General features: G+C 63.1%; 20 protein-coding genes. 17 read left to right on the top strand and 3 right to left on the bottom strand.

Annotated features, from left to right (window positions below):
* Nucleotides 1-12: 12 nt before the first annotated feature.
* Entirely contained in the window at nt 13-948 is a 936-nt protein-coding gene (locus EN824_RS15415) for a choline ABC transporter substrate-binding protein (protein WP_135932459.1), read from the bottom strand.
* A gap of 404 nt (nt 949-1,352) precedes the next feature.
* Between EN824_RS15415 and EN824_RS15410 the strand changes: the two genes are divergently transcribed.
* The 10 genes from EN824_RS15410 (at nt 1,353) to EN824_RS15365 (ending at nt 13,050) form a co-directional block, all read left to right on the top strand.
* Complete coding sequence (locus tag EN824_RS15410; protein WP_135881227.1) at nt 1,353-1,964, top strand: thymidine kinase; 612 nt, start codon at nt 1,353-1,355, stop codon at nt 1,962-1,964.
* Nucleotides 1,965-2,095: 131 nt separating this feature from the next.
* Nucleotides 2,096-2,485: a cytochrome c family protein gene (locus tag EN824_RS15405; protein ID WP_127869783.1), complete on the top strand. Its 390-nt coding sequence runs from the start codon at nt 2,096-2,098 to the stop codon at nt 2,483-2,485.
* 318 nt (nt 2,486-2,803) lie between these two features.
* On the top strand, nt 2,804-3,892 hold the full coding sequence (locus tag EN824_RS15400; RefSeq protein ID WP_027143401.1) for a hypothetical protein: 1,089 nt from the start codon (nt 2,804-2,806) through the stop codon (nt 3,890-3,892).
* A gap of 40 nt (nt 3,893-3,932) precedes the next feature.
* Nucleotides 3,933-5,078, top strand: a complete 1,146-nt coding sequence (locus EN824_RS15395) for a hypothetical protein (protein WP_127869784.1) — start codon at nt 3,933-3,935, stop codon at nt 5,076-5,078.
* Nucleotides 5,079-5,126: 48 nt separating this feature from the next.
* Nucleotides 5,127-5,918, top strand: coding sequence for a Fic family protein (locus EN824_RS15390; protein ID WP_127281006.1), 792 nt, complete (start codon nt 5,127-5,129; stop codon nt 5,916-5,918).
* A 2-nt stretch (nt 5,919-5,920) separates the two neighbouring features.
* Nucleotides 5,921-7,831: an ATP-binding protein gene (locus EN824_RS15385; RefSeq protein WP_135932458.1), complete on the top strand. Its 1,911-nt coding sequence runs from the start codon at nt 5,921-5,923 to the stop codon at nt 7,829-7,831.
* 116 nt (nt 7,832-7,947) lie between these two features.
* Nucleotides 7,948-8,364: a DUF559 domain-containing protein gene (locus tag EN824_RS15380; RefSeq protein WP_135881460.1), complete on the top strand. Its 417-nt coding sequence runs from the start codon at nt 7,948-7,950 to the stop codon at nt 8,362-8,364.
* A gap of 109 nt (nt 8,365-8,473) precedes the next feature.
* Nucleotides 8,474-9,775, top strand: coding sequence for a DUF6638 family protein (locus tag EN824_RS15375; RefSeq protein WP_135932457.1), 1,302 nt, complete (start codon nt 8,474-8,476; stop codon nt 9,773-9,775).
* A 103-nt stretch (nt 9,776-9,878) separates the two neighbouring features.
* Entirely contained in the window at nt 9,879-11,003 is a 1,125-nt protein-coding gene (locus tag EN824_RS15370) for a DUF2333 family protein (protein ID WP_135932456.1), read from the top strand.
* A gap of 367 nt (nt 11,004-11,370) precedes the next feature.
* Nucleotides 11,371-13,050: a formate--tetrahydrofolate ligase gene (locus EN824_RS15365; RefSeq protein WP_135932455.1), complete on the top strand. Its 1,680-nt coding sequence runs from the start codon at nt 11,371-11,373 to the stop codon at nt 13,048-13,050.
* Between the two features lie 66 nt (nt 13,051-13,116).
* Here EN824_RS15365 and EN824_RS15360 read toward each other — a convergent pair whose 3' ends face one another.
* Nucleotides 13,117-13,761, bottom strand: coding sequence for a cysteine hydrolase family protein (locus EN824_RS15360; protein ID WP_135932454.1), 645 nt, complete (start codon nt 13,759-13,761; stop codon nt 13,117-13,119).
* 127 nt (nt 13,762-13,888) lie between these two features.
* On the opposite strand from EN824_RS15360, the gene EN824_RS15355 reads away from it, so the two are divergent.
* Nucleotides 13,889-14,878, top strand: a complete 990-nt coding sequence (locus tag EN824_RS15355) for a helix-turn-helix domain-containing protein (RefSeq protein WP_135932453.1) — start codon at nt 13,889-13,891, stop codon at nt 14,876-14,878.
* Between the two features lie 18 nt (nt 14,879-14,896).
* Here EN824_RS15355 and EN824_RS15350 read toward each other — a convergent pair whose 3' ends face one another.
* Nucleotides 14,897-15,454 carry a sugar O-acetyltransferase gene (locus tag EN824_RS15350; protein ID WP_135929224.1) on the bottom strand — a complete coding sequence of 186 codons (558 nt, stop codon included), beginning with the start codon at nt 15,452-15,454 and terminating at the stop codon, nt 14,897-14,899.
* Nucleotides 15,455-15,726: 272 nt separating this feature from the next.
* On the opposite strand from EN824_RS15350, the gene EN824_RS15345 reads away from it, so the two are divergent.
* The 6 genes from EN824_RS15345 (at nt 15,727) to EN824_RS15320 (ending at nt 23,272) form a co-directional block, all read left to right on the top strand.
* Complete coding sequence (locus EN824_RS15345) at nt 15,727-16,374, top strand: glutathione S-transferase family protein (protein WP_135932452.1); 648 nt, start codon at nt 15,727-15,729, stop codon at nt 16,372-16,374.
* Nucleotides 16,375-16,525: 151 nt separating this feature from the next.
* Nucleotides 16,526-16,987, top strand: a complete 462-nt coding sequence (locus EN824_RS15340) for a DUF4126 domain-containing protein (RefSeq protein WP_135915173.1) — start codon at nt 16,526-16,528, stop codon at nt 16,985-16,987.
* Nucleotides 16,984-18,360 (top strand): FAD-containing oxidoreductase, encoded by a 1,377-nt coding sequence (locus tag EN824_RS15335; RefSeq protein ID WP_135932451.1) that lies wholly within the window; start codon nt 16,984-16,986, stop codon nt 18,358-18,360. Before EN824_RS15340 ends, EN824_RS15335 begins: the two co-directional genes overlap by 4 nt.
* Before the next feature lie 114 nt (nt 18,361-18,474).
* The gene (locus EN824_RS15330) at nt 18,475-19,653 is read left to right on the top strand and encodes an MFS transporter (RefSeq protein ID WP_135865443.1); all 1,179 of its coding nucleotides are present in this window, start codon (nt 18,475-18,477) and stop codon (nt 19,651-19,653) included.
* A 152-nt stretch (nt 19,654-19,805) separates the two neighbouring features.
* Nucleotides 19,806-20,861, top strand: a complete 1,056-nt coding sequence (locus tag EN824_RS15325) for a succinylglutamate desuccinylase/aspartoacylase family protein (protein ID WP_127869794.1) — start codon at nt 19,806-19,808, stop codon at nt 20,859-20,861.
* A 221-nt stretch (nt 20,862-21,082) separates the two neighbouring features.
* On the top strand, nt 21,083-23,272 hold the full coding sequence (locus EN824_RS15320; protein ID WP_135932450.1) for an anthranilate synthase: 2,190 nt from the start codon (nt 21,083-21,085) through the stop codon (nt 23,270-23,272).
* Nucleotides 23,273-23,275 lie beyond the last annotated feature (3 nt).

Genomic DNA, 23,275 nt, shown 5'->3' with positions numbered 1-23,275 from the left:
ATCAAAGCCGGCTTAGCCTCCCAGCGCGGTCTTGACCGCCGCCGCCGCGTCGCCGCCGTCGAAGGTGGTCACGCCGGCGATCCAGGGCTTGACCGCATCCGGGTTTTTCTTCAGCCAGTCGGTTGCCACCTTGTTGGCATCGCTGCCCTTCAGGATGGCGTCCATCATCTGGCCTTCCATATCCAGATTGAACTTCAGGTTGGTGATGAACTTGCCGACGTTCGGGCACTCGGTCGTGTAGCCCTTGCGCACGTTGGTCGAGACGGTGGCGGCGCCGAAACCGCTGTCGCCCATGCCGTCGAGATAGGTGATCTTCATGGCGCCCATCACCGGATGCGGCGTCCAGCCGAGGAAGGCGATCCACTCATTGTTCTTCATCGACTGCTCGGCCTGCGTCAGCATGCCGGCCTCCGAGGATTCGACCAGTTCGAACCCGTCGAGATTGTCCTTCGGGTTCTTGATCATGTCGAGGATGATGCGATTACCGTCATTGCCGGCCTCGATGCCGTAGATCTTGCCGTTGAACTTGTCCTTGAACTTGCCGAGATCGGTCAGCGTCTTGACACCGGCATCCGCGACATAGGTCGGCACGACGATGCCGTAACCGGCGCCGGCCAGGTTCTGGCTGACGGTCTCGACCGAACCGTCGGCCGTGTAGTCCTTGATGTCGTTGGTCATCGACGGCATCCAGTTGCCGAGGAAGACGTCGAGGTCCTTGTTCTTCAGCGACGCATAGGTCACCGGAACCGAGAGCTGGATCACCTGCGGCTCGTAGCCGAGCGCGGTGAGCAGTACCGAGGCCAGCCCGGTGGTGGCCTGGATGTCGGTCCAGCCGACATCGGAGAGGCGAACCGCCTTGCAGCTCGCCGGATCGCCGGCGAAGGCGGCACTCGTGGACACGAAGGCCGCCAAGCCGAGGCCGGCGACGAAGGAATTCATACGCGACATCTGTATTCTCCCATTGCGATTCTTTGGCGGGGCGAAGTTACGGTTTTTGTGTCCGCCTTGTTTCGTCAGCCAAACACCATTCTGGAGTGGTTTCAAGCGCTAAGACAATCACGATCAACGGCGCTGGCTGGCCAATCAGCGACACCGCTGACGCTTTCCGTGCCAAGCCTAAGCGCAATCTGCCTCGGCAACGGCGGCTTTTTCAGGGGAATGCGGCGGCGGCCCCTCCCCGCGCGGCGGCAAGTCGGCTTAAGGTCTGTTTGGATTCAGGTCAGGCCGCGCCGAAAATGGTGGGCTCCGAGAACCGGAGCGGAGCGTACTTTGAGTACGCGAGCACCGGAAGCGGAGGAACCGCCTTTTGCAGGCCGGCCTCACCTGAATATGAACAGACCTTAAAGGGCGGCATGGCCAAGCTGTATTTCCATTACGCGACGATGAACGCCGGCAAGACGACCATGCTGTTGCAGGCATCGTACAATTACCGCGAGCGCGGCATGACGACGATGCTGTTCGTCGCCGGCCATTACCGCAAGGGCGATACCGGCCTGATCTCGTCGCGCATCGGGCTGGAGACGGAAGCCGAGATGTTCCGCGACGGCGACGACCTGTTCGCCCGCGTGGCCGAGCATCACCAGCACACGGCGGTGCATTGCATCTTCGTCGATGAGGCGCAGTTCCTGGAGGAGGAGCAGGTCTGGCAGCTTGCCCGCATCGCCGACCGGCTCAACATCCCGGTCATGTGCTATGGCCTGCGCACCGATTTCCAGGGCAAGTTGTTTCCCGGCTCGCGCGCGCTGCTGGCGATCGCCGACGATCTGCGCGAAGTGCGCACCATCTGCCGCTGCGGCCGCAAGGCGACCATGGTCGTGCGCCTCGGTCCCGACGGCAAGGTGGCCCGGCAGGGCGACCAGGTGGCGATCGGCAAGGATGTCTATGTCTCGCTCTGCCGCCGCCACTGGGAAGAGGAAATGGGCCGCGCCGCACCCGACGACTTCATCGGCTTTGTCAACGGTTGAAACGAAGGCCCGCTGGACGTCGGCCTCGGGTAGCCGGCTGCCACCTCTTGCAGCCACGCCATTCTATGGTGCCTTTGTTAAGGTCAGCGCCGTATTTTCACGCGCTCAGCCAGAACTCTCCGGGGTCAGCCATGCTTCGAGCCGTCTTGTCCGCCAGCCTTCTTTTGCTTGCCACTTCCCTTGCCGCCCGGGCCGGAGGCGATCCCATCCTGGGCAAACATGTCTTCAATCGGTGCATGGCCTGTCATGAGGCGGCGACCGATCACGACAAGGTCGGCCCGCATCTGATGGGCGTCGTCGGCCGCAAGGCGGGGACCGCCGAAAGCTTCCTCGGCCATTATTCGGATGCCATGAAGAACGCGGGGGCTGCCGGTCTCGTGTGGGACGAGGCAAATCTTGCCGAATACCTCAAATCGCCCAAGCTGAAGGTGCCCGGCAACAGGATGGCCTTTGGCGGCCTGGGCAATGACGACGACATCGCCAACGTCATCGCTTATCTGAAAGCCGATCCCAAGCCCTGAGCAGCCGTTCGTTGTCGGACGGGGCGACTTGTGCGCGCCGGGTCGGGGCTGCAAAGCGCCAGTTGTTGTCGAGTTTCAGAACGATCCGCTTCGGCGTCGACTGATTGCTTTGCCGGCATGAAAGTTCAAAATCAGCTGAACCAGGCTTGGCCGGCCAGTTGATCCCGCCATGACCACGGCTCCATTACCATTCAAGGGTTCGGCCGAATATTTGTTTTCGCGCCGCGCACTCTCTTCACGTCTTTCAATCCCCTGATACCCCACATATATTCGCCGCTGTTCGCAACCAGCGAGCGGAAGCCGAAGCGGGAGGCCCCTATGGCGACATTGCAGAATTTCGATGCCGAAATTGCCAAGACCAAGCAGGTCGTCCAGGATATGCGCACCAAGATCGAGCAATCCGGCACCGTGCTCGACACGCTCGCAACCGCCGACAAGAAGATTGGCGACGCCAATTTCGACATCGAGAACGCCCGCATCGAGGATGTGCTGAAGCAGCAGAAGGTGATGGAAGGCAACATCGCCGACCTGATCATCGGGCTCGAGGACGCCACCAATGTCTTCGGCGCCGAGTTCGAGAGCATGAAGAACTATACCGGCTGGGAAAACTTCGTCGGCGTTTTTTCGGCGCAGCGCAAGCAGCGCATGCGCACCGACCGCGTGCGCAACATGTCGCTCGCCGGCAATTTGCAGGAACTGCTGGCCAAGTCCGACACCATCGTCGGCATATTGAAGGCGCAGAAGGAAGTTCTCGACCAGCGCTACAAGACCTCCGAGGCCAGCCTGTCGCAGGTTATCGAACGCCGCAAGACCACCATGACCAACCTCGAAGCCGTGCAGAAGCGCATCGAGGAGCTCAATCCGATGTTGCTCGACATTGAGAACAAGATCGCCGCCTCGACCAGCCAGAAGGACCGCACGCAGCTCGAGGGCGAGCGCTCCAAGCTCGCCACCGAATACAATGAAAAGCAGGCCAAGGAGCAGGAGCTGCTGGCCGAAAGCCAGACGCTGGAGCGCTACACCTCGATGTTCCAGACCTTCGTCGATTCGCTCAACAACCAGATCGCCGCGCAGTCGACCCTGATCAACAAGCTGACCATCGATACCGAGCAGCGCATCGTGCTGTACAAGGCTTTGGAAGATTCCTTGAAGACCGCCGCCCAGCAGGACGTCGCCCACAAGATCAACACGCTGGGCAGCCAGGTCGACAACACCGCCGAGGAAACCATGGCCGGCATCGGCGCCGCCTCGCAGAAGCACATTGGTGACCTGCTGGAGATGCACGAGAAGAACATGGTGGCCAGCGCCGACATCCAGCGCCGCAAGAAGCTGGCCGACGATGCCTTCGCCCGCCGCTTCGACGAGGTGCTGAAGAAGCACAATTCGGCCAACTACGTGCAGTCATAATTGCCGCGCGCACCGGTGCGACAATCCCAGGGCTGACAGCATGACCCCCGAAAACGACGCTGCGGCGCGGTATTTCTCGGCAATCACGGCCGCGCTCAGCGGCCTTGAAGTGTTCATGCGCGACGACCGCTCGCCGCTCTACCGGCACGGCATCGTCGCCAGGATCGTTGCCGAATACATCGCCCGGCTCGACAAGTCCTTCTCCTGCTGGCGCAATCGGCTGGGCTTCATGGACACGTTCCGCATTTCGCGCGCCGAAAGCGGTTTCCCGGTGTTCCAGAACCTGCTCGAACTGGAGAACGACCGCCGGCAGGCTGATGCACGCCTTGCCAACATCCCGCTGGCCGGCGAACTGCGCGAGGAGATGGCCGACTTCATCCTGCGCCACAAGACGTTCCCCGAGGCGCTGCAGAAATCGATGGCCGAGCGGCTCTATCTCGAGGACGTCAAGAGCGAACAGACCTTCGGTCCGTTCACGCTGGCGCAGACAGCCAAGGTGTCGGTCAATCCGAAGACGGCGCGGCCTTATTATCTGGTCCACTGGGCGACCTTCGACGGCAGCGCCAACTTGCCCTTGATCTACATGGTGACGGTGGAGGATTCCTCGGAAAGCATGGTCAGCCAGCTTGTCGACCGGAGCGGCAAGCTCAACGACAAGGTCGACATTCCGCTGCCGGTCGACGGCTTGCTCAACCCCGAGCTTGCCCACCGCTTCGACGATTTCACCGAGAAGAATTCGGCCTATACGCTGTCGCCGGCGACCATCGCGGTCAACCTCGACAAGGATTTCGAGCCACTGCACCCCAAGCAGCTGAGGCGCGTGGTGCTCGGTCCCTTCTATTCGGCGGGCATTACCGACAACAATTCGACGGTGACGGAAGTGCTGGCCAAGGTGCGCAAGCCGGAAAACGCCTGGCTTTTGACCTGGACCATCCAGGAGGTCTACTCCAAGGGCGAGAAGCCCGGCCGCAGGGGCCTATTCTCCAGCGAGAAGACGACGCAGGAATTCTTCATCAACACCGACGACCTGGAGGCCGCGCGCCAAGGCGTATCGAGCTACGAAAACCACGCGCTGATCCCGCACGAGGCCTACCAGGCGCTCTACGCCGCCGGCGAAGCACAGAAGATTTTTGCCGGCTACAAGGTTCACATCCTGTCGAATGGACAGGTGATATCGGATGTCTAGGAACCTGCTTTGCGTCATTGAAAACCACACAGCACCGAGGCGCCAGCAATGACCGCCGCAGCTAAAATATCCGGCAAGAAGCGGCAGCTCGATGCGCTCAAGAGGAGAGTTCGGCCCGGCGCCCTGGAAGGCTTGGAACACAGCCAGCGTATCGACATAACGTACACGTCGAACGCGATCGAGGGAAATACACTGACGGCGGGCGAGACAGCCCTCGTTCTGGAAAAAGGCATCACGATCAGTGGCAAGCCGCTCAAGGATCACCTCGAGGCAATCGACCACGCGCGCGCATTGAGTTGGGTACTCGAAATCGCTTCAAAGGACGACCATCCGATCATGGAGGCGGACATCCGCAATCTTCATCATCTGGTCGTGGCGAATTCCAAGCCGGAGATAGCCGGCCAATACGCCGACAGCGCTCGTTACGTGAATACGAATGTCGGCGTATTCAATTTTCCCGCCCCCGTGGAGATTCCAGCGCTGATGGAGGTTTTTTGCCGGTGGTTGAGCGCAGCGCCAAGCACGCCACGAACTGCCTTCGAGGCTCATCGGCGCTTTGTCGCCATTCACCCGTTCAACGACGGCAACGGACGTACAGCGCGCCTTTTGATGAATCTGGTGTTGGCACGCGGTGGATACCCGCCGGTAGCGATCCGCCCGGAAGATCGCCCCGATTACATTGCAGCGCTTGAGATCGACCAGAGCGGCGGCGGGCACATTGCTTTCGACAAGCTGCTTTTCGAAAGGCTGGATCAGACTTTGGACATCTATCTGGACGCAGCGCGTCAGGCGCAGGATCGTTCTGCGGAAGCCGGGAAAGTAATCCCGATAAGGAGCTGACCATGGACACCGGCCTGACCACCATTCCGGAAGCGGCGATCGAAAAGCACCGCGCCACCGCGCAGAGCTTCATCACCCGCATCGTGGTGCTGGAGGATCCCTCGCGCGAATCCGGCACCGCACTCGCCGGCACCAACCGGCGCTTCGTCTCCACCGTTTCGGTCGGCTCGGTGCGCCGCACGCGCGAGGTCGAGCTGTCGAAGACCGTCGGCGCCGTCCATCCCGACGACCAGTTGCTGACCATCCCGCAGCACACGCTGCTCTATCGCGCCCGGCGCGGCACGGCGATCGCACTGGCGGTATCGGACGTGTTCGCCGAAGGCTCCGATCTCGAGAGCCTGCAGGCCAGGAACACCCGCGCCCCGCTCGAAGGCGACGAGGCGTCCGCCTTCAAGAAACTGCTGTCGGCTTCGGCCTATATCTCGGCCTTCAGCCTGTCGTCCTATCTGTTCCAGCTGATCGACAGCGACGGCGAGGCGCCAAACGACATTCCGGAACCCGACTTCCTGTTCGACACGCCGCAGGATGCGGTGAAGTCGATCCTGGCAGGCCTCGACAAGGCAATAGCGGGCTCGTCCGACGACACCGACCTGATGACCAGGGCGCGTGCCTTTGCCCGCGTCGCCATCGACGGGCTTTTGGCGCGCAAGGGCCGCTTCGACGGCATCGGCCCGTTCGAGAACGCCCATATCCGCATCGACGCCGACGACTTCACCCTCGACGGCTTCGATGTCGCGCCGGGCAAACGCTCGAAGCCGCTGGTGATGACCTTCAAGACGCCGGAAGAGGTCGTCGGCAACCACATCGCCAAATACCAGTCGGTCAAGCTCGCCAAGATGCTGATGGCCTATGATTTCGAGCGCGAGCTGAACCCTTTCGTGGAACTCGGCGGCTTCCTGTTCACCTTCATCGGCGACGGCGCGCCCGGCACCGGCAAGACGACGCTGATCCAGATGATCGCCGGCCTCGTCAACGGCTATTGCCAGGTTGCCGGCTATCCCTTCGCCTATGAGAATTTCGGCGTCGACCAGATTTCGTCCTACCAGGGCAAGTCGGGCCAGAACTGCCGCCAGTTCATCAACAATGTCTTGAACCCGCGCGTCATCGGCTTCGGCACCATCGACGACATCGACCAGGTGGCCGCCAGACGCTCCGACGACCGCGCCTCGGCCGGCCAGCAGGAGATCACCGGCGTGCTGATGGATGCCTTCGCCGGTGCCGCCACCGTGGTGCGCGGCAATTGCTCGTTCGGCATGTTCTCCAACTACCCGGAAAACGTCGACGACGCGCTGCGCCAGCGCGCCGGCGCCCGCTGGCTGGTCGACGGGCCGCAGACGCGGGACGACTATATCGACATCTTCGTGCTACTCGCCGGCAAGAACCACGAGATCCCTCTGGGCAAGCACGAGCTATTCGCGGCGCAGGAAATCCAGCGCGCCGTGACCGAGGCCTATGAGGAGCATGAAAAGCCGCAGGAGGAAGGGCTGATGCGGGTCTATGAGCGCTACATGAAGGAAAACGGCGCGCCCAGGACCATGGCCGACATCGGCACCTACCTGCATCTGATCAAGGATGCCGAACCGCGCTTCACCGGCCGCGCCATCAAGAACGTCACCGACGCCATCAAGATGCGCGCCATGGACATCGAGCTTCCCGACGACTGGTTCGAGAAGCCGGAAGCCTTCATGCACAAGAGCTACGACGACAAGAAAGCGATGATCGAGGACCTGCGCGGTCCGTTCTCGATGGACATGGTCATGCAGGAGATCAACCGCTACGCCGACAGCGAGTTCCGGTATTCCGACAAATCCGACGATGCCGCGGTGGAAAAGCTGCTGCGTGACGCAAGGCTGCGCGAACGCGCCGCGCGTGAGATGGAGGAGATGAAGAAGAAGGGTCTGTGGAATGCGTAATGTTCGGTCGTCACGCCAATGGACAGTCCTTCGCGCCGTTGAAGGACAAGGAGCCAGCGCTGACGCCCCCCTCTCCCCGTTCTTCACGGGGAGAGGGTAAGGGTGAGGGGCAGCGCATGCGTGGACCAGAAATCGAAACAACAGGGCGGGCGAGACGTCTACGCCAGTCGGACAACGACGCCGAGAACGCGCTTTGGATGGAGTTGCGCGGACGCAGGCTGAACGGCCACAAATTTGTGCGACAGTTTCCGATAGGCAACTACTTTGCTGATTTTGCTTGCAGGGACAGCCAGTTGGTCGTCGAGGTCGACGGCAGACAGCATGTCGACAGCAAGTACGATCAGACGAGAGATCGCTTCATGGTTTCAAATGATTGGTCTGTACTCCGCTTTTGGAACGTCGACGTATTAAAGGAGCGAGACGCGGTGCTTGAGACGATATTGGCAGCTATCGAACAGCGCCTCGATCGTCATATCGAGACGAGTGAGCTTCGATTCATCGCTGCAAGAAGCTATGGGGAGACATATCCTTGACTGTCGGCGCCGCCCCTCACCCTTACCCTCTCCCCGTGAAGAACGGGGAGAGGGGGACGTCGGCGTTGGCGCTTCATCTTGTGAGGCAAAATTTCTCGGACTTCTCGAGATGACCACCAAAAAACCCGACCTCCTTCGCGACAACGAGCTCATCTACGGGCGTCTGCTCCCCGTCGACGAAGCCCATCTCATCCAGCGCTACAACAAGGCGCTGGCCGCTTTCGGCCTCAAGCCCACCAAGCTGAAGAGCTTCCAGATCGACCGCACCGGCTTTTCTCCCGAAGTGGCCGAGGAGTGTGGCGACTACGACTATCTCGATCCCAACGAGGTCAACCGCCGCTTCATCATCCTGACGCCGTCGCAGATCGACCTGCCGGTGGTGCACACCGCCTTCTCCAACACCTCGCAGCTGATGTTCGAGTTCATGTCCAGGAACCAGCGCGCCATCGACGCGCTGACCATCAAGGACGTCATCTACGGCGAGATCGAGGATTCCGTTCCCAAGGTCAACGACATCGAGGATCTGCTGTCGATCAACCAGGTCGAGTTCAAGGTGCTGTCGGCGGAAGACGTGCTGGGCAAGGCCGCGGAACTCGGCAAGCTCGTCGACCGGCTGAAGCAGGAGCCCGACGCATGGCGCGACAATGCCATGCTGACCCGCATGGTCGAACTCGCCAAGGTCTGCGGCGACATCCGCGAGAACGCGCTGGTGCCGGACCAGGTGATCTTCCGCCACAACGCCTACTGGACCAGCCATTTCGGCGGGCTCTACGTGTTCGTCGATCCCGACATGACCACGGTGATCAGCGATCCGGCCGCTCCTGGCTTCCGCCGCTCGCGGCCCTGGCAGGTGAGCTATCTCTCGATCAAGGATGCCGACAAGGTGTTCAAATTCCTGGCAGCCACCGGCCGTATCGAACTGCCGCGCGCCTCCTGGATCGAGGCCTCGGGCTACCTCGAGCATCGCGCCGAAATGGTGGTGCGCGCGCTGATCCGCGACGCCGAGCCGGAACGCAATTTGACCGATGTCGACAAGGTCTGGCTGCAGACCTGGATCCAGAGCCACGCCGACCTGATCACCAAGGACGGCAATTTTCCCTTTCTCAACGCCGCCAAGCGCGAGATCGCGCAGCTCGGCCACCTCAAGATCGAGGATGTCTTCCCCCAGCAGCGCTTCCTGGTGGTCCGCGCCAAACCGGACCACCCCGACGCCTGGCTGACCAACCGGCTGATCTCGGATTTCGTGCCGTCGGACTTCGTCTCGCGCTACATCTTCAACAAGGACGGCTTCTACAAGGACTATGACGGCTTCAGCGACGCCTGGCGATCGCATGTTGTGGACGTTCTGAAAACCACATATTTGAAGGACAAGGTGGCGTTTCGCACACGCCTCTACGGCCTGACCGACTAGAACGAAATGAACCGTCATTCCGTTCTAACTTGTTGTTTTGGTGCATGATGTTATCCAAAAAGTCTGCAACTTTTTGGCATCATGTTGAGGGGGTGACATCGCCATGCTCGATCCGATCGTGAACTTCTTCACCGGGATTTTCCAGTGGATCGGCCGCGGCATCGGCCTTTTGATCGGCGTGATCCTGTGGCCGCTTATGTGGGCCGGGCGCTGGTACGGTCAGCGCGGCTGGATCCTGAAGGCGATAGTCGGCCTGGCCCTTTTGGTGCTGATCGGCCTCTACGCCAACTTCTTCTACGCCACCCAGTGGTGGAACAATTTCAACCCGAACTACCCGGACACCTATACGTTCGAGAAGCGCAATGTTTCGGCCGGTGAGCAGGTGGCCGCCGGGACCGGCACGGACACGGCCAAGACTTGCGGCAACTCCGGCATCGCCCAAGTAGCGGCGGACCTGACGGACTTCAACGTCAACCAGAATGCCTGGATTTCGTCGATGATCCTCTACAAGCTCGGCCTGTTCGGCATCGACTGGGACAACACCCCGTGGATGGACAACAAGGCCTCTTTCCAGCGCGGCATCAACCAGGCGGTGCGGCGCACGGCGACCGAGCTTGCCGACAATCTCGGCCGCGTCCGCACCACCTCGCAGATCGACGCCGACCTGCAGGACGCGCGCGGCAATCTGCAGTTCGACGAATACACCTGGTATTTCGGCGTGAGCCCGTTCGGGCCGAAGACGCCGACACCGAGCTACTATCGCGACGCGGTGCGCAAGCTGCGTTCGTTCAATGCCCGGCTCGCCACCTGTCAGGCCACTTTCGATGCCCGCGCCGACAATCTGAAGCAGTATATCGACCGCATCGCCAGTGACATCGGTTCGACTTCCGCCATCCTCAAGGAGCGCGCCGAGAACCACAACAATGGCTGGTTCGACACCCGCGCCGACGACCGCTACTGGTTCGCCTATGGCCAGCTCTATGCCTATTACGGCCTTATGAAGGGCGCCCAGGCCGATTTCGAGGACGTCCTCAAGGAAAAGCACCTGCAGAGCCTCTGGGATACGATGGACGCGCAGTTCGTGTCGGCCCTGCGTATCCAGCCCTTCATCATCGCCAACGGTCGCGAGGACGGCTGGCTGCTGCCGACGCATCTGACGACGATGGGCTTCTACATCCTGCGGGTGCGCTCCAACATGGTCGAAATCAGCAACGTACTGACGCAGTAACGGCATTGGCGGGCAGCGACGGCCCAATGCATGTCGCCCAAAAGTGATCCCGGTTTTGGGAGAACGACATGCATCAGAGATGGCGAATTTGCGCCGTCGCGTCTGTCGCATTCCGTGCATTGCGCGGCTGTTTTGAGACGGCGGAAGCGTCCCTGCTCTGGCTTCTATACGGCGCGGCAAGCGGAGCCATAAAGAACCGGGGATAGGTCGGCCCGCCGCAGAGGAATTTTCTCTATAGGAAACATAGTTGCATGAAAGTTGACGCAACCGCAGCGACAGGGTTAGATGCCCGCGCGTCCGGTTCCAGCCTTCTTGCAAGAGACATCAACCCCGTCCCCTCCACCGTCCAATCCAGAGGAAAGCCGTCATGGCCGAAGTGAAGTCCGACATCGAGATCGCGCGTGGCGCCAAGAAAAAGCAGATCCAGGAGATCGGCCAGAAGATCGGCATCCCGACCGAGCATCTGCTGCCCTACGGCCACGACAAGGCCAAGATCTCAGCCGAATTCATCAAGTCGGTAAAGGGCAACAAGGACGGCAAGCTGATCCTCGTCACCGCCATCAACCCGACGCCTGCCGGCGAAGGCAAGACCACCACCACCGTGGGCCTCGGCGACGGCCTGAACCGCATCGGCAAGAAGGCGATCGTCTGCATTCGCGAAGCCTCGCTCGGCCCGAATTTCGGCGTCAAGGGCGGTGCCGCCGGCGGCGGCTACGCTCAGGTGGTCCCGATGGAGGACATGAACCTCCACTTCACCGGCGACTTCCACGCCATCACCACGGCGCACAACCTTCTGTCGGCGCTGATCGACAACCACATCTACTGGGGCAATGAACTCGGCATCGACACCCGCCGTGTTGTCTGGCGCCGCGTCATGGACATGAACGACCGCGCGCTGCGCGAGATCATCGCCTCGCTCGGCGGCGTCGCCAACGGTTTCCCGCGCGAAGCCGGCTTCGACATCACCGTCGCCTCCGAAGTCATGGCGATCCTGTGCCTCGCTACCGACCTGAAGGATCTGGAAAAGCGCCTCGGCGACATCATCGTCGCCTATCGCCGCGACAAGACGCCGGTTTTCGCCCGCGACCTCAAGGCCGACGGCGCCATGGCCGTGCTGCTCAAGGACGCCATGCAGCCGAACCTGGTACAGACGCTGGAGAACAACCCGGCTTTCGTCCATGGCGGCCCGTTCGCCAATATCGCGCATGGCTGCAACTCGGTCGTCGCCACCACCACGGCGCTGAAGCTCGCCGACTACGTCGTCACCGAAGCCGGCTTCGGCGCCGATCTTGGCGCCGAGAAATTCTTCGACATCAAGTGCCGCAAGGCGGGCCTGAAGCCAGCGGCCGCCGTCATCGTCGCCACCGTGCGCGCCATGAAGATGAATGGCGGCGTCAAGAAGGAAGACCTCGGCAAGGAAAACATCGAGGCGGTGAAGAAGGGCTGCGCCAATCTCGGCCGCCACATCGAGAACATCCGCCAGTTCGGCGTGCCGGCGGTGGTTGCCATCAACCACTTCTATTCCGACACCGACGCCGAAATCCAGGCGATGAAGGACTATGTCGCCTCGATGGGCGAAGAGGCGATCCTGTGCAAGCACTGGGCCAAGGGCTCGGCCGGTATCGAGGACCTCGCCAACAAGGTGGTGGCATTGGCCGAATCCGGCGCCTCGCAATTCGCGCCGCTCTATCCCGATGCCATGCCGCTGTTCGAGAAGATCAACACCATCGTCCAGCGCATCTATCGAGGCTCGGAAGCGATCGCCGACAAGTCGGTGCGCGACCAGCTCAGGGCCTGGGAAGACGCCGGCTACGGCAATCTGCCGGTCTGCATGGCCAAGACCCAGTATTCCTTCTCGACCGACCCGAACCTGCGCGGCGCGCCGACCGGCCACACCGTGCCGGTGCGCGAGGTCAGGCTTTCGGCCGGCGCGGGCTTCGTCGTCATCATCTGCGGCGAGGTCATGACCATGCCTGGCCTGCCAAGCAAGCCGTCGTCGGAGAAGATCTTCCTCAACGAGGCCGGCCAGATCGAAGGCCTGTTCTGATCCTTTGTCCCGACAATTGAAAAGGGCGCCGCATCGCCGCGGCGCCCTTTTTGTTTGCGGATCGTGCTACGCGGCGCTGCGCGCCAGTGCCCGCTGGTTGGACACGTAGATGGTGTCGCGTTCTGGCAGCGTGCCGGTCTTCAGGCAGTCGATCCATTCGGCGGTCTTGAGCACGGCAGCGAAACGGGACTGCAGGATGATGCTCACCACGCGATGGATTTCCTCGGCCGAGGCATAGCCGGCGCTGTTGGCGTAGGGCACCGAACCGGTTGCGTCGGACAGGAACTCGACCGCGAAGCCCATATGCACGGCGTGGATGATGGTCGACAGGTCGCAATTGTGCGTCATGTAACCGATGACCGCGATCGTATCGACGGCGTTGGCGCGCAGCCAGGCCTCGAGATCGGTGCCGGTAAAGGCGCTCGGCAAATTCTTCTCGACATAGTGGTCGCGACGACGCTTGGCGATCTCGGGATGCAGTTCGCCGCCATGGCTGCCCTTGGCGAAGATCGGCGACGTCTCGGGCGCCATCTGCTTGACGACCACCACCTTGATGCCGGCAGCGGCGGCGGCATCCATGGCGCGTGTCACGTTGACGACGCTGTCGCGGAACGGCGGATGCTGGATGGCCAGCTTGCCGCCGTCATAGTCGTTCTGGACGTCGATGACGACGAGCGCCCGGCGCGGCGCGGTGTTGGCTAGGTCAGACATGGTGTTTTCCTTCCGGCTTGAATGCGACGGACCGAAAATAGGATGGTTGGCGGGCAGTCAAAAGTGGCCCGATTGACATCATTCGAAAGAATTGGGACAATCCGCATTCACACTGGAAAATCGCCTCATGACCGCTCCCATCATCGCCGTCCTCGCCTTCGACGGCATCAGCCCGTTCCATCTCTCCGTGCCTTGCCTGGTGTTTGGCGCGGACCGCACCGGCCTTGGCCTGCCGCGCTTCGACTTCCGTGTCTGCGGGATCGAGGAAGGGCTGATCCGGACCGATGCCGGGCTGAGCATCATGGTCCCGCACGGGCTTGCCGCGCTCGAGGACGCCGATATGGTCATCATCCCGAGCTGGAAGGATCTCGAGGCGCCCCTGGCCAAACCGCTCGAGGACGCGCTCGGCCGCGCCCACCGGCGCGGCGCGCTGATCGTGGGCCTGTGTCTCGGCACCTTTGCCATCGCCGCCGCCGGCCTGCTTTCGGGCCGAAAAGCCACCACCCACTGGGCCTATACGGAGCAGTTGCGGGCTCTCCATCCCGACATTTCAGTCGATGCCGACGTGCTCTATGTCGATGATGGCGACATCGTCACCTCCGCCGGCGTCGCCGCCGGGCTCGACTGCTGCCTGCACATCGTGCGCGCCCGCTACGGCGCGGAGGCGGCGCTGCGGCTCGCCCGGCACGTCGTGCTTTCGCCGCACCGGCAGGGTGGACAGGCGCAGTTCATCGAGCGTCCCGTGGCAAAAAGCGCCAAGGCCGACCGCTTCACCGGGGCGCTGGACGCGGTTCGCGCGACGCTTGGCGAAACGCACAGCCTCGACAGCGTCGCCGAAGCCGCCGGCCTGACGCGGCGCACCTTCACCCGGCGCTTCCAGAAATCGATCGGCACCAGTTTTGGCGACTGGCTGACCAGCCAGCGGGTCGAACTGGCGCAGCGCTTGCTGGAAGCGACGGAGAAATCGATGGACATCGTCGCCTTCGAGGCCGGCTTCGGCAGTGCCACATCGCTGCGCCAGCACTTTTCCGCGCGGCTCAGGACGTCACCGGCGCAGTACCGGCGTGAATTTTCCAGGCGGAGCGAGCGGGACGAGGCGCGCGCCCTGTCGCATTGATTGCCGACGAAAGCACCCTCAACCGCGTTTGATCACCCGCGCCGGATTGCCGACCACGGTCGTGTTCGCCGCCACGTCGCGCGTCACCACCGCCCCGGCTCCCACTATGGCGCCCTCGCCGATGCTGACGCCGCCAAGGATGACGGCGCTGCCGCCGATCCAGGCATTGTCGCCGATCGTGACCGGCCTGGCGATCTCCAGTCCCGCCTGCCGACCTGCCGGCTCCTTGTGGTGCTCGGCACAATAGATCTGCACATTGGGGCCAAGCAGCGTCCCTTTGCCGATGCGCACCGAAGCGGTATCGAGGATGGTACAGCCGGCATTGAGGAAGGCGCCGTCGCCGAGACAGATGTTGAAGCCGTAGGCGCAATGGAAAGGCGCCTCGATGCGGGCGCCCTCGCCCACGCCGCCCAGCAGTGTCCGCAGGGCTGGCCCGAGGTTCCCGCGCTGACGGGGCGGCAGCGTATTGTGTGCGAACACGGCATCCGCGGCCACGGCGCGCAACGCGCCAAGATCGTCATCCAGGCACGTATACCATTCGCCGGCCGCCATTTTCGCACGTTCGCTCACAGCCATGGCAGTGCCTCCGTTTGAGATCACTGCCAAAGCACAGTTGACCCGAACAGAAAAGCGCCGAGGCAAGGACCAAGCCGTAAGCCTATAATCCGGATTGGCCGAAATTTGCGCGCCTTGCGGTCACCGTAAGATCATGACCTTTGATCGCAAGCGGCCATTCGCGGCCTGTTCCGGCGATGAAAATAGTTCAAGACCGCTGTCGATTTCCGGGTACCTCATTCGTCCTTCGATAGGAAGCCGAGGAAATTCGCCCAAGCAAGGAAACGGATGCGATGACGATCACGATCACGGCGTTTGAACGATCGCCCGATGGCGGCAAGGGACTGGCGCGCGATACGCGCGTTCGCTGGGCGCTGGAAGAAGTGGGGCAGCCCTATGAGGTTCGTTTTGTTTCCTTCGCGGGGATGAAGGCGCCCGAGCACCTGGCCATCCACCCCTTCGGCCAGATCCCCACCTATGAGGACGGTTCTCTCTCGCTGTTCGAGACCGGCTCGATCGTCTTTCATCTTGCCGAGCAGCATGCGGGGCTGCTGCCGAAGGAGCGCGATGCCCGCGCGCGTGCGATCACGTGGATGTTTGCCGCATTGAACACCATCGAGCCGCCGGTCCTCGAATTGACCACGGCAAGGATTTTCGAAGCTGACAAGCCCTGGAGCGAGGAGCGCCTGCCGCTGGTAAAGGACCGTGTTCGCGCCCCGCTGGACAGGCTCTCGGCTCATCTGGGCGTCGCCGACTGGCTCGATGATGCGTTCAGCGCCGGCGATCTGTTGATGGTATCGGTGCTGCTGCGACTGAGAATGTCAGGCATTCTGGACGAGTATCAAAACCTGGCTGCCTATGTCGCGCGCGGGGAAGCACGACCCGCTTATATCAGGGCTTTCGCCGCGCAATTTGCGGTCAACGCACCATCAGTCAACTGAAACATTGACTCATGGAGCCGAGCATGTTCGCTCGGCGCTTCCAGCCCGGCTACGTTTGCACGCTTGTGAGTCTACGGCCTAGTCAAATATCCGGCCTATGGTAGCCTGCCGTCTCAGGGCCGTCCCGGCCCGGGATCGAGGGGGATCGACCATGCTCTACATTCTTGCACTTCTGATCGGCGTCATTGCCGGCCTGCGCGCCATGACGGCACCTGCCGCCGTCGCCTGGGGCGCCTATCTCGGCTGGCTGCCGGTTGCCGGCACCTGGGCGAGCTTCATGAGCCATTGGGCGGCTGTCGGGATCTTCACCATCCTGGCCATCGTCGAACTGGTCACCGACCAGCTGCCGTCGACGCCAAGCCGCAAGGTGCCGCAGCAGTTCGGCGCCCGCATCCTGCTCGGCGCCTTCTCTGGCGCGGTGATCGGCGCGGCCGGCGGCGCCACCATCGTGTGCCTGATCGCCGGCGCCATCGGCGCGGTCATCGGCACGCTCGGTGGCGCCGAAGCGCGCGGCCGGCTGGCGGCCGCCTTCGGCAAGGACCCGCCCGCCGCCTTCATCGAGGACGCTGTGGCGATCATCGGCGGGCTGCTGATCGTGGCGGCGGTTGCATGACGACGAAAACCTTCGACGCCATCATCATCGGCGCCGGCCAGGCGGGGTCGCCATTGGCGGGCCGGCTGACGGCCGCCGGCATGAGCGTGGCGCTGGTCGAGCGCAAGCTGGTCGGCGGCACCTGTGTCAACACCGGCTGCTTGCCGACCAAGACCATGGTCGCCAGCGCCTATGCCGCGCATCTGGCACGGCGCGCCGCCGACTATGGCGTGACCCTTCCCGGTCCGGTCGGGGTCGACTTTCAAAGGATCAAGGCGCGCAAGGACAAGGTGACGAACGACGCCCGCGGCAATCTGGAGACCTGGATCGCCGGCATGAAGGGCTGCACGCTCTATCGCGGCCACGCGCGCTTCGAATCCGCCAACACGGTGCGCGTCGGCGAAGACCTTTTGACCGCGCCGAAAATCTTCCTCAACACCGGCGGCCGTGCCTCGGTTCCGGACCTGCCCGGCATCCACGACATCGACTACCTGACCAATTCCTCGATGATGGATCTCGACGTGCTGCCGCGCCACCTCATCATCGTCGGCGGCAGCTATATCTCGCTCGAATTCGCGCAGATGTTCCGCCGCTTCGGCTCGGACGTCACCGTCATCGAAAAGAGCCCGCGCCTGACCGGCCGCGAGGACGAGGACGTCTCGGCCGTCATCCTGTCGATCCTCGAAAACGAAGGCATCGCCGTTCATGTCGGCGCCGACGACATCGGCTTCGCCAGACAGGGCGAGGACATTGCCGTGACTTTCTCCGCCGGCCAGCCGCCCGCGATAGGGTCGCATGTGCTGCTGGCGCTGGGACGCACTCCCAACACCGATGACCTCGGCCTCGACAGGGCCGGTGTCGAGGTCGACAAGCGCGGCTTCGTCATTGTCGACGACCAGCTGCGCACCAGCGTGCCCGGCATCTGGGCTATGGGCGATTGCAACGGCAAAGGCGCCTTCACCCACACCTCCTACAACGACTACGAGATCGTCGCCGCCAATCTGCTCGACAATGACCCACGGAGGATCAGCGACCGCATCGAGGCCTATGCGCTCTACATCGATCCGCCGCTCGGCCGCTGCGGCATGACCGAGACGGCGGTGAGGAAATCCGGACGCCGCGTGCTTGTTGGCCAGCGGCCGATGACGCGCGTCGGCCGCGCCGTCGAGAAGGGCGAGACGCAAGGCTTCATGAAGATCCTGGTCGACGCCGACACCAGGGAGATCCTCGGCTGCTCGGTGCTCGGCCCGGGCGGCGACGAGGCGGTGCATTGCGTGCTCGACCTGATGTACGCCAAGGCGCCGGTCGACACGCTGGCGCGCGCGATGCACATTCACCCGAATGTCTCGGAACTGCTGCCCACCATCGCCCAGGAGCTGAAGCCGCTGGCCTGAGCCACTCTCGTCAAGCTCCCGACTTTCTGCATTGCTGCATTGCGGCAATAGACGTTGTGCCCGGCAGGGATCCTCGCGCAGTCTGAAATTGAACCGATTCAGTCTGGACCTCCCATGCCTTTGCCGATCCTTGCGCTTGCCATTGCGTCCTTCTGCATCGGCACCACCGAATTCGTCATCATGGGCCTGCTGCCGGAGGTCGCCGCCGATCTCGGCGTGACGATCCCGGCCGCCGGACTGCTGGTCACGGGCTATGCGCTGGGCGTCGTCTTCGGCGCGCCCGTTGTGGCCATGGCCACCGCGCATCTGCCGCGCAAGCCCGTGCTGGTGGGGCTCGCCGCTTTGTTCGTCGTCGGCAACCTCTTCTGCGCCATCGCGCCCAATTACTGGCTGCTGATGGCGGCGCGCGTCTTCACCGCTTTCGGCCACGGCGCCTTCTTCGGCATCGGCTCGGTCGTCGCCGCAAGCCTGGTGCCGCGCAACAAGCGCGCCAGCGCCATCGCGCTGATGTTCGCCGGCCTGACGCTCGCCAACATCCTCGGCGTTCCGGCCGGCACCGCGCTCGGCGAAGCCTTTGGCTGGCGGGCCACGTTCCTGGCCGTGGTCGGCATCGGCCTGATCTCGGTCGCGGCCATCGCCTGGCTGGTGCCGTCGGACGTCACGGAACCGAGCGGCGGCGGTCTGCGTGCCGAAGTCCGCGTGCTTGGCAAGCTGCAGGTGTGGCTGGCGATGCTGATCGCGGCACTGACCTCGGCCAGCCTGTTCGCCGTCTTCACCTATATCAAACCCTATCTCACCGACGTGTCGGGCCTGTCGACAGCGGCGGTCACCTGGGTGCTTCTGCTGTTCGGCGCCGGCATGACCATCGGCAACATCATCGGCGGCAGGCTGGCCGACTGGAAACTGATGCCGACGGTGATCGGCACACTGCTGCTGATGGCCCTGCTGTTCCTCGGCTTCATCCAGTTCGGCGCCATCGCCAGCGTCGCCATCGGCATCGTCTTCCTGTGGGGCGTGCTCATCTTCGTCGTCGTGCCGCCGCTGCAGATCCGTGTCGTCGAGGCGGCGTCGGAAGGACCGAACCTTGCCGCCACGCTGAACCAGGGCGCCTTCAATGTCGGCAATGCCGGCGGCGCCTGGATCGGCGGCGTGGCGCTGTCGGCGGGCGTTTCCTATGCCGATTTGCCGCTGGTCGGCGCGGTGCTCGCCCTGCTGGCGGTTGGCGTGGCGGTGCTATCGCAGGCGCTGGACAGGCGCGCGCCGGTCGCCGCCCTCCAGCCTGCCGCCGAATAACTGCCTGTCCTCCCAAAAGTGCGCAGCGGTTTTGGGTCAACGACATGCGGCAAGGCAAAAGACTACTCTTGCGCCCATAGCGCGGCGGGCTGGACCAATCGACATCGGCACCTTCAAATGGGCATGTCTTCTCGCTCTTGATGGAGAACGTCATGCAGAAATCGATCGAACGCATCGCCGGTGACAGCGACGGGGTTTCCTACGAATTCCCCGTGTTCCGCTTCGACGGCGCCGACAAGGCGGCCCCGTCGACCTACCTGCAGGCCGCACTCCATGCCGGCGAATTGCCGGGCGTCGTCGCCATCGATGCGTTGATACCGATGTTGAGCAAGGCCGAGGCCGAAGGTCGTATCAAGGGCAACATCACCATCGTGCCCTGGGCCAACCCGATCGGCCGCGCGCAATATCATTTCGGCGAGCACCAGGGCCGCTTTCATCTGGGCACCCGCACCAACTTCAACCGCGGCTTTCCGCTGCTGGCCGCGCCCGACGCCAGGCTCTTGCCAGACGCCACCTTTGGCGGCGCCGACCAGCGGCTGAAGTCGCGCCTAGTGCAGCTTTCGCTCGGCCACGACATCGTGCTCGACCTGCACTGCGACGACGAGGGCCTTGCCTATCTCTATGTCCACTCCAGCCTCTGGCCAGCCATGGCCGATTGCGCCGCCGCCATGGGCGTCGATGCCGTCGTGCTGTGGAGCGAGGACACCGACGGCACTTTCGAGGGCGCCTCGATCATGCCCTACCAGAACGCATCAGCCGATGTGGCGAAGCTTGACAGGCGCGTCGCCACCACCGTCGAATATCGGGGCATCCTCGATGTCGATGGCGCGCTCGCCTCGGCCGACGCGGCAGGCCTCTACCGGCTGCTGGCGATGCGCGGCGTGATATCCGACACCACCCTCCCCGCACCCGGCCCGTTCACGGGTGTCGCGGCGCCGCTGGAAAACATCGACATGATGCCCGCACCCCGTGCCGGTGCCGTCCTCTATGACGTGAAGCCCGGCGACCGCGTCGCCAAGGGCGCGCGCCTCGCCACCATCGTCCACGCACCGGGCGAAGCCGATGGCCGCACCGAAGTGTTCGCGCCGCAGGACGGCATCATCCTGACGCGGCGCTCGCGCCGCATCATCCGCGCCGGCGAGGACCTGTTGAAACTGGTCGGCGACAGGAAGAGCGGCGACGCCAGGTCGGGCACGCTGGAAGACTGAGCCTCCGTCGAATCCAGTTGCGCCGCCGCCCAATCGCCGCTAAGGGAATCGCCATGAACATGCGTTCGACCAAGACCATTTGGTGGTGGGCCTGCTGACAGCGGCCTGTTTTAACGCGTGCGCGTGAAAAGAGAGGTGGCCGCAACGGAATGTCCGGGCGGCCATTTGTTTTTTTCAAGCCATTCCCGGGTCCGTTGCCCAAGTAGCTGATGGAGACGGCAATGACGTTGAAGGTTCTGGAAAACGGCGCTGAAAGCTTCGTGACGGCGGGTGGCATCACCATCACCCGCGTGCGCCACGACCGGCCCTATGAAGGGGCGATCGACACTTATGTCGATGGGCTGAATTCCCGTCGGGGCGCGGTGTTTTCCTCCAATTACGAATATCCCGGCCGCTATACGCGCTGGGATACGGCCATCATCGATCCGCCGCTGGTCATCTCCGCGCGCGGCCGTGCCATGCGCATCGAGGCGTTGAACGGCCGTGGCGAGGCACTGTTGCCGGTCATCGGCAGGACGCTCGGCGGTCTCTCCGAGGTCACGATCGCCGAGACTTCGAAAAAGCTGATCCGCCTCGACGTCGCCAAGCCCGGCCGTGTCTTCACCGAAGAGGAACGCAGCCGCGTTCCCTCGGTCTTCACCGTGCTGCGCGCCATCACCGCTCTGTTCAAGACGGCCGAAGATGCCAATCTCGGCCTCTACGGCGCCTTCGGCTACGACCTCGCCTTCCAGTTCGACCCGGTCGACCACACGCTGGTTCGCAAGGAAAGCCAGCGCGACCTGGTGCTGTTCCTGCCCGACGAGATCCTGGTCGTCGACCACTATTCGGCCAAGGCCTGGACCGACCGCTACGACTATGCGGGCGAGGGTTTTTCGACCGAAGGCCTGCCGCGCGACCAGATCGCCGAGCCGTTCAAGACCGCCGATCGCATCCCGCCGCGCGGCGATCATGAGCCCGGCGAATACGCCAATCTGGTGCGCCGGGCGATGGACTCTTTCAAGCGCGGCGACCTGTTCGAGGTCGTCCCCGGCCAGATGTTCTACGAGCGCTGCGAGACGCAGCCATCCGAGATTTCGCGCAAGCTGAAGTCCATCAACCCGTCGCCCTATTGCTTCTTCATCAATCTGGGCGAGAACGAATACCTGATCGGCGCGTCGCCTGAGATGTTCGTGCGCGTCAACGGCCGCCGCGTCGAGACCTGCCCGATCTCCGGCACCATCAAGCGCGGCGACGACGCCATTTCGGACTCCGAGCAGATCATCAAGCTGCTCAACTCCAAGAAGGACGAATCCGAGCTCACCATGTGCTCGGACGTCGACCGCAACGACAAGTCGCGGGTCTGCGATCCAGGCTCGGTGCGCGTCATCGGCCGCCGCCAGATCGAGATGTATTCGCGCCTGATCCATACGGTCGATCATATCGAGGGGCGGCTGCGCGAGGGCATGGACGCTTTCGATGCGTTTCTCTCGCACGCCTGGGCGGTCACCGTCACCGGCGCGCCGAAACTGTGGGCCATGCGCTTCATCGAGCAGAACGAGAAGAGCCCGCGCGCCTGGTATGGCGGCGCCATCGGCATGGTCAACTTCAACGGCGACATGAACACCGGCCTGACCTTGCGCACCATCCGCATCAAGGACGGCATCGCCGAGGTGCGCGCGGGCGCTACATTGCTCTTCGACAGCATTCCCGAGGAAGAAGAAGCCGAAACCGAACTGAAAGCATCCGCCATGCTCTCCGCCATCCGTGACGCCAAGACGGGCAATTCGACCAGCACCGAGCGCGCATCCGCGCGCGTCGGCGACGGTGTCAACATCCTTTTGGTCGACCACGAGGACTCCTTCGTCCACACGCTGGCCAACTACTTCCGCCAGACCGGCGCCAATGTCTCGACCGTGCGCACGCCGGTGCCGGAGGAAGTCTTCGACCGGCTGAAGCCCGATCTCGTCGTGCTGTCGCCCGGACCCGGTACGCCCAAGGATTTCGACTGCGCGGCGACCATCAGACGAGCGCGCGCCCGCGACCTGCCGATCTTCGGCGTCTGCCTTGGCCTGCAGGCGCTGGCCGAGGCCTATGGTGGCGAACTCAGGCAGTTGCACATTCCCATGCACGGCAAGCCGTCGCGCATCCGCGTCTCGAAGCCGGGTATCATCTTCTCAGGCCTGCCGAAGGAAGTCACCGTCGGCCGTTACCACTCGATCTTCGCCGATCCGGTGCGCCTGCCGGATGATTTCATGGTGACAGCCGAGACCGAGGACGGCGTCATCATGGCCTTCGAGCACCGCAAGGAGCCGATCGCAGCGGTGCAGTTCCATCCGGAATCGATCATGACGCTCGGCCACAATGCCGGCATGCGCATCATCGAGAACATCGTTGCGCATTTGCCGCGCAAGGCCAAGGAAAAGGCAGCCTGACGG

The sequence above is a fragment of the Mesorhizobium sp. M8A.F.Ca.ET.181.01.1.1 genome (assembly GCF_004792025.1).
Classification (GTDB): Bacteria; Pseudomonadota; Alphaproteobacteria; order Rhizobiales; family Rhizobiaceae; genus Mesorhizobium.
The sequence above is the reverse complement of the archived record's forward strand: the minus strand, read 5'-3'. Positions and strand labels throughout refer to the sequence as shown.

Coding starts and splice junctions, on each gene's coding strand:
- EN824_RS15415 (WP_135932459.1), bottom strand. CDS start 948: ATGTCGCGTATGAATTCCTTCGTCGCCGGCCTCGGCTTGGCGGCCTTC.
- EN824_RS15410 (WP_135881227.1), top strand. CDS start 1,353: ATGGCCAAGCTGTATTTCCATTACGCGACGATGAACGCCGGCAAGACG.
- EN824_RS15405 (WP_127869783.1), top strand. CDS start 2,096: ATGCTTCGAGCCGTCTTGTCCGCCAGCCTTCTTTTGCTTGCCACTTCC.
- EN824_RS15400 (WP_027143401.1), top strand. CDS start 2,804: ATGGCGACATTGCAGAATTTCGATGCCGAAATTGCCAAGACCAAGCAG.
- EN824_RS15395 (WP_127869784.1), top strand. CDS start 3,933: ATGACCCCCGAAAACGACGCTGCGGCGCGGTATTTCTCGGCAATCACG.
- EN824_RS15390 (WP_127281006.1), top strand. CDS start 5,127: ATGACCGCCGCAGCTAAAATATCCGGCAAGAAGCGGCAGCTCGATGCG.
- EN824_RS15385 (WP_135932458.1), top strand. CDS start 5,921: ATGGACACCGGCCTGACCACCATTCCGGAAGCGGCGATCGAAAAGCAC.
- EN824_RS15380 (WP_135881460.1), top strand. CDS start 7,948: ATGCGTGGACCAGAAATCGAAACAACAGGGCGGGCGAGACGTCTACGC.
- EN824_RS15375 (WP_135932457.1), top strand. CDS start 8,474: ATGACCACCAAAAAACCCGACCTCCTTCGCGACAACGAGCTCATCTAC.
- EN824_RS15370 (WP_135932456.1), top strand. CDS start 9,879: ATGCTCGATCCGATCGTGAACTTCTTCACCGGGATTTTCCAGTGGATC.
- EN824_RS15365 (WP_135932455.1), top strand. CDS start 11,371: ATGGCCGAAGTGAAGTCCGACATCGAGATCGCGCGTGGCGCCAAGAAA.
- EN824_RS15360 (WP_135932454.1), bottom strand. CDS start 13,761: ATGTCTGACCTAGCCAACACCGCGCCGCGCCGGGCGCTCGTCGTCATC.
- EN824_RS15355 (WP_135932453.1), top strand. CDS start 13,889: ATGACCGCTCCCATCATCGCCGTCCTCGCCTTCGACGGCATCAGCCCG.
- EN824_RS15350 (WP_135929224.1), bottom strand. CDS start 15,454: ATGGCTGTGAGCGAACGTGCGAAAATGGCGGCCGGCGAATGGTATACG.
- EN824_RS15345 (WP_135932452.1), top strand. CDS start 15,727: ATGACGATCACGATCACGGCGTTTGAACGATCGCCCGATGGCGGCAAG.
- EN824_RS15340 (WP_135915173.1), top strand. CDS start 16,526: ATGCTCTACATTCTTGCACTTCTGATCGGCGTCATTGCCGGCCTGCGC.
- EN824_RS15335 (WP_135932451.1), top strand. CDS start 16,984: ATGACGACGAAAACCTTCGACGCCATCATCATCGGCGCCGGCCAGGCG.
- EN824_RS15330 (WP_135865443.1), top strand. CDS start 18,475: ATGCCTTTGCCGATCCTTGCGCTTGCCATTGCGTCCTTCTGCATCGGC.
- EN824_RS15325 (WP_127869794.1), top strand. CDS start 19,806: ATGCAGAAATCGATCGAACGCATCGCCGGTGACAGCGACGGGGTTTCC.
- EN824_RS15320 (WP_135932450.1), top strand. CDS start 21,083: ATGACGTTGAAGGTTCTGGAAAACGGCGCTGAAAGCTTCGTGACGGCG.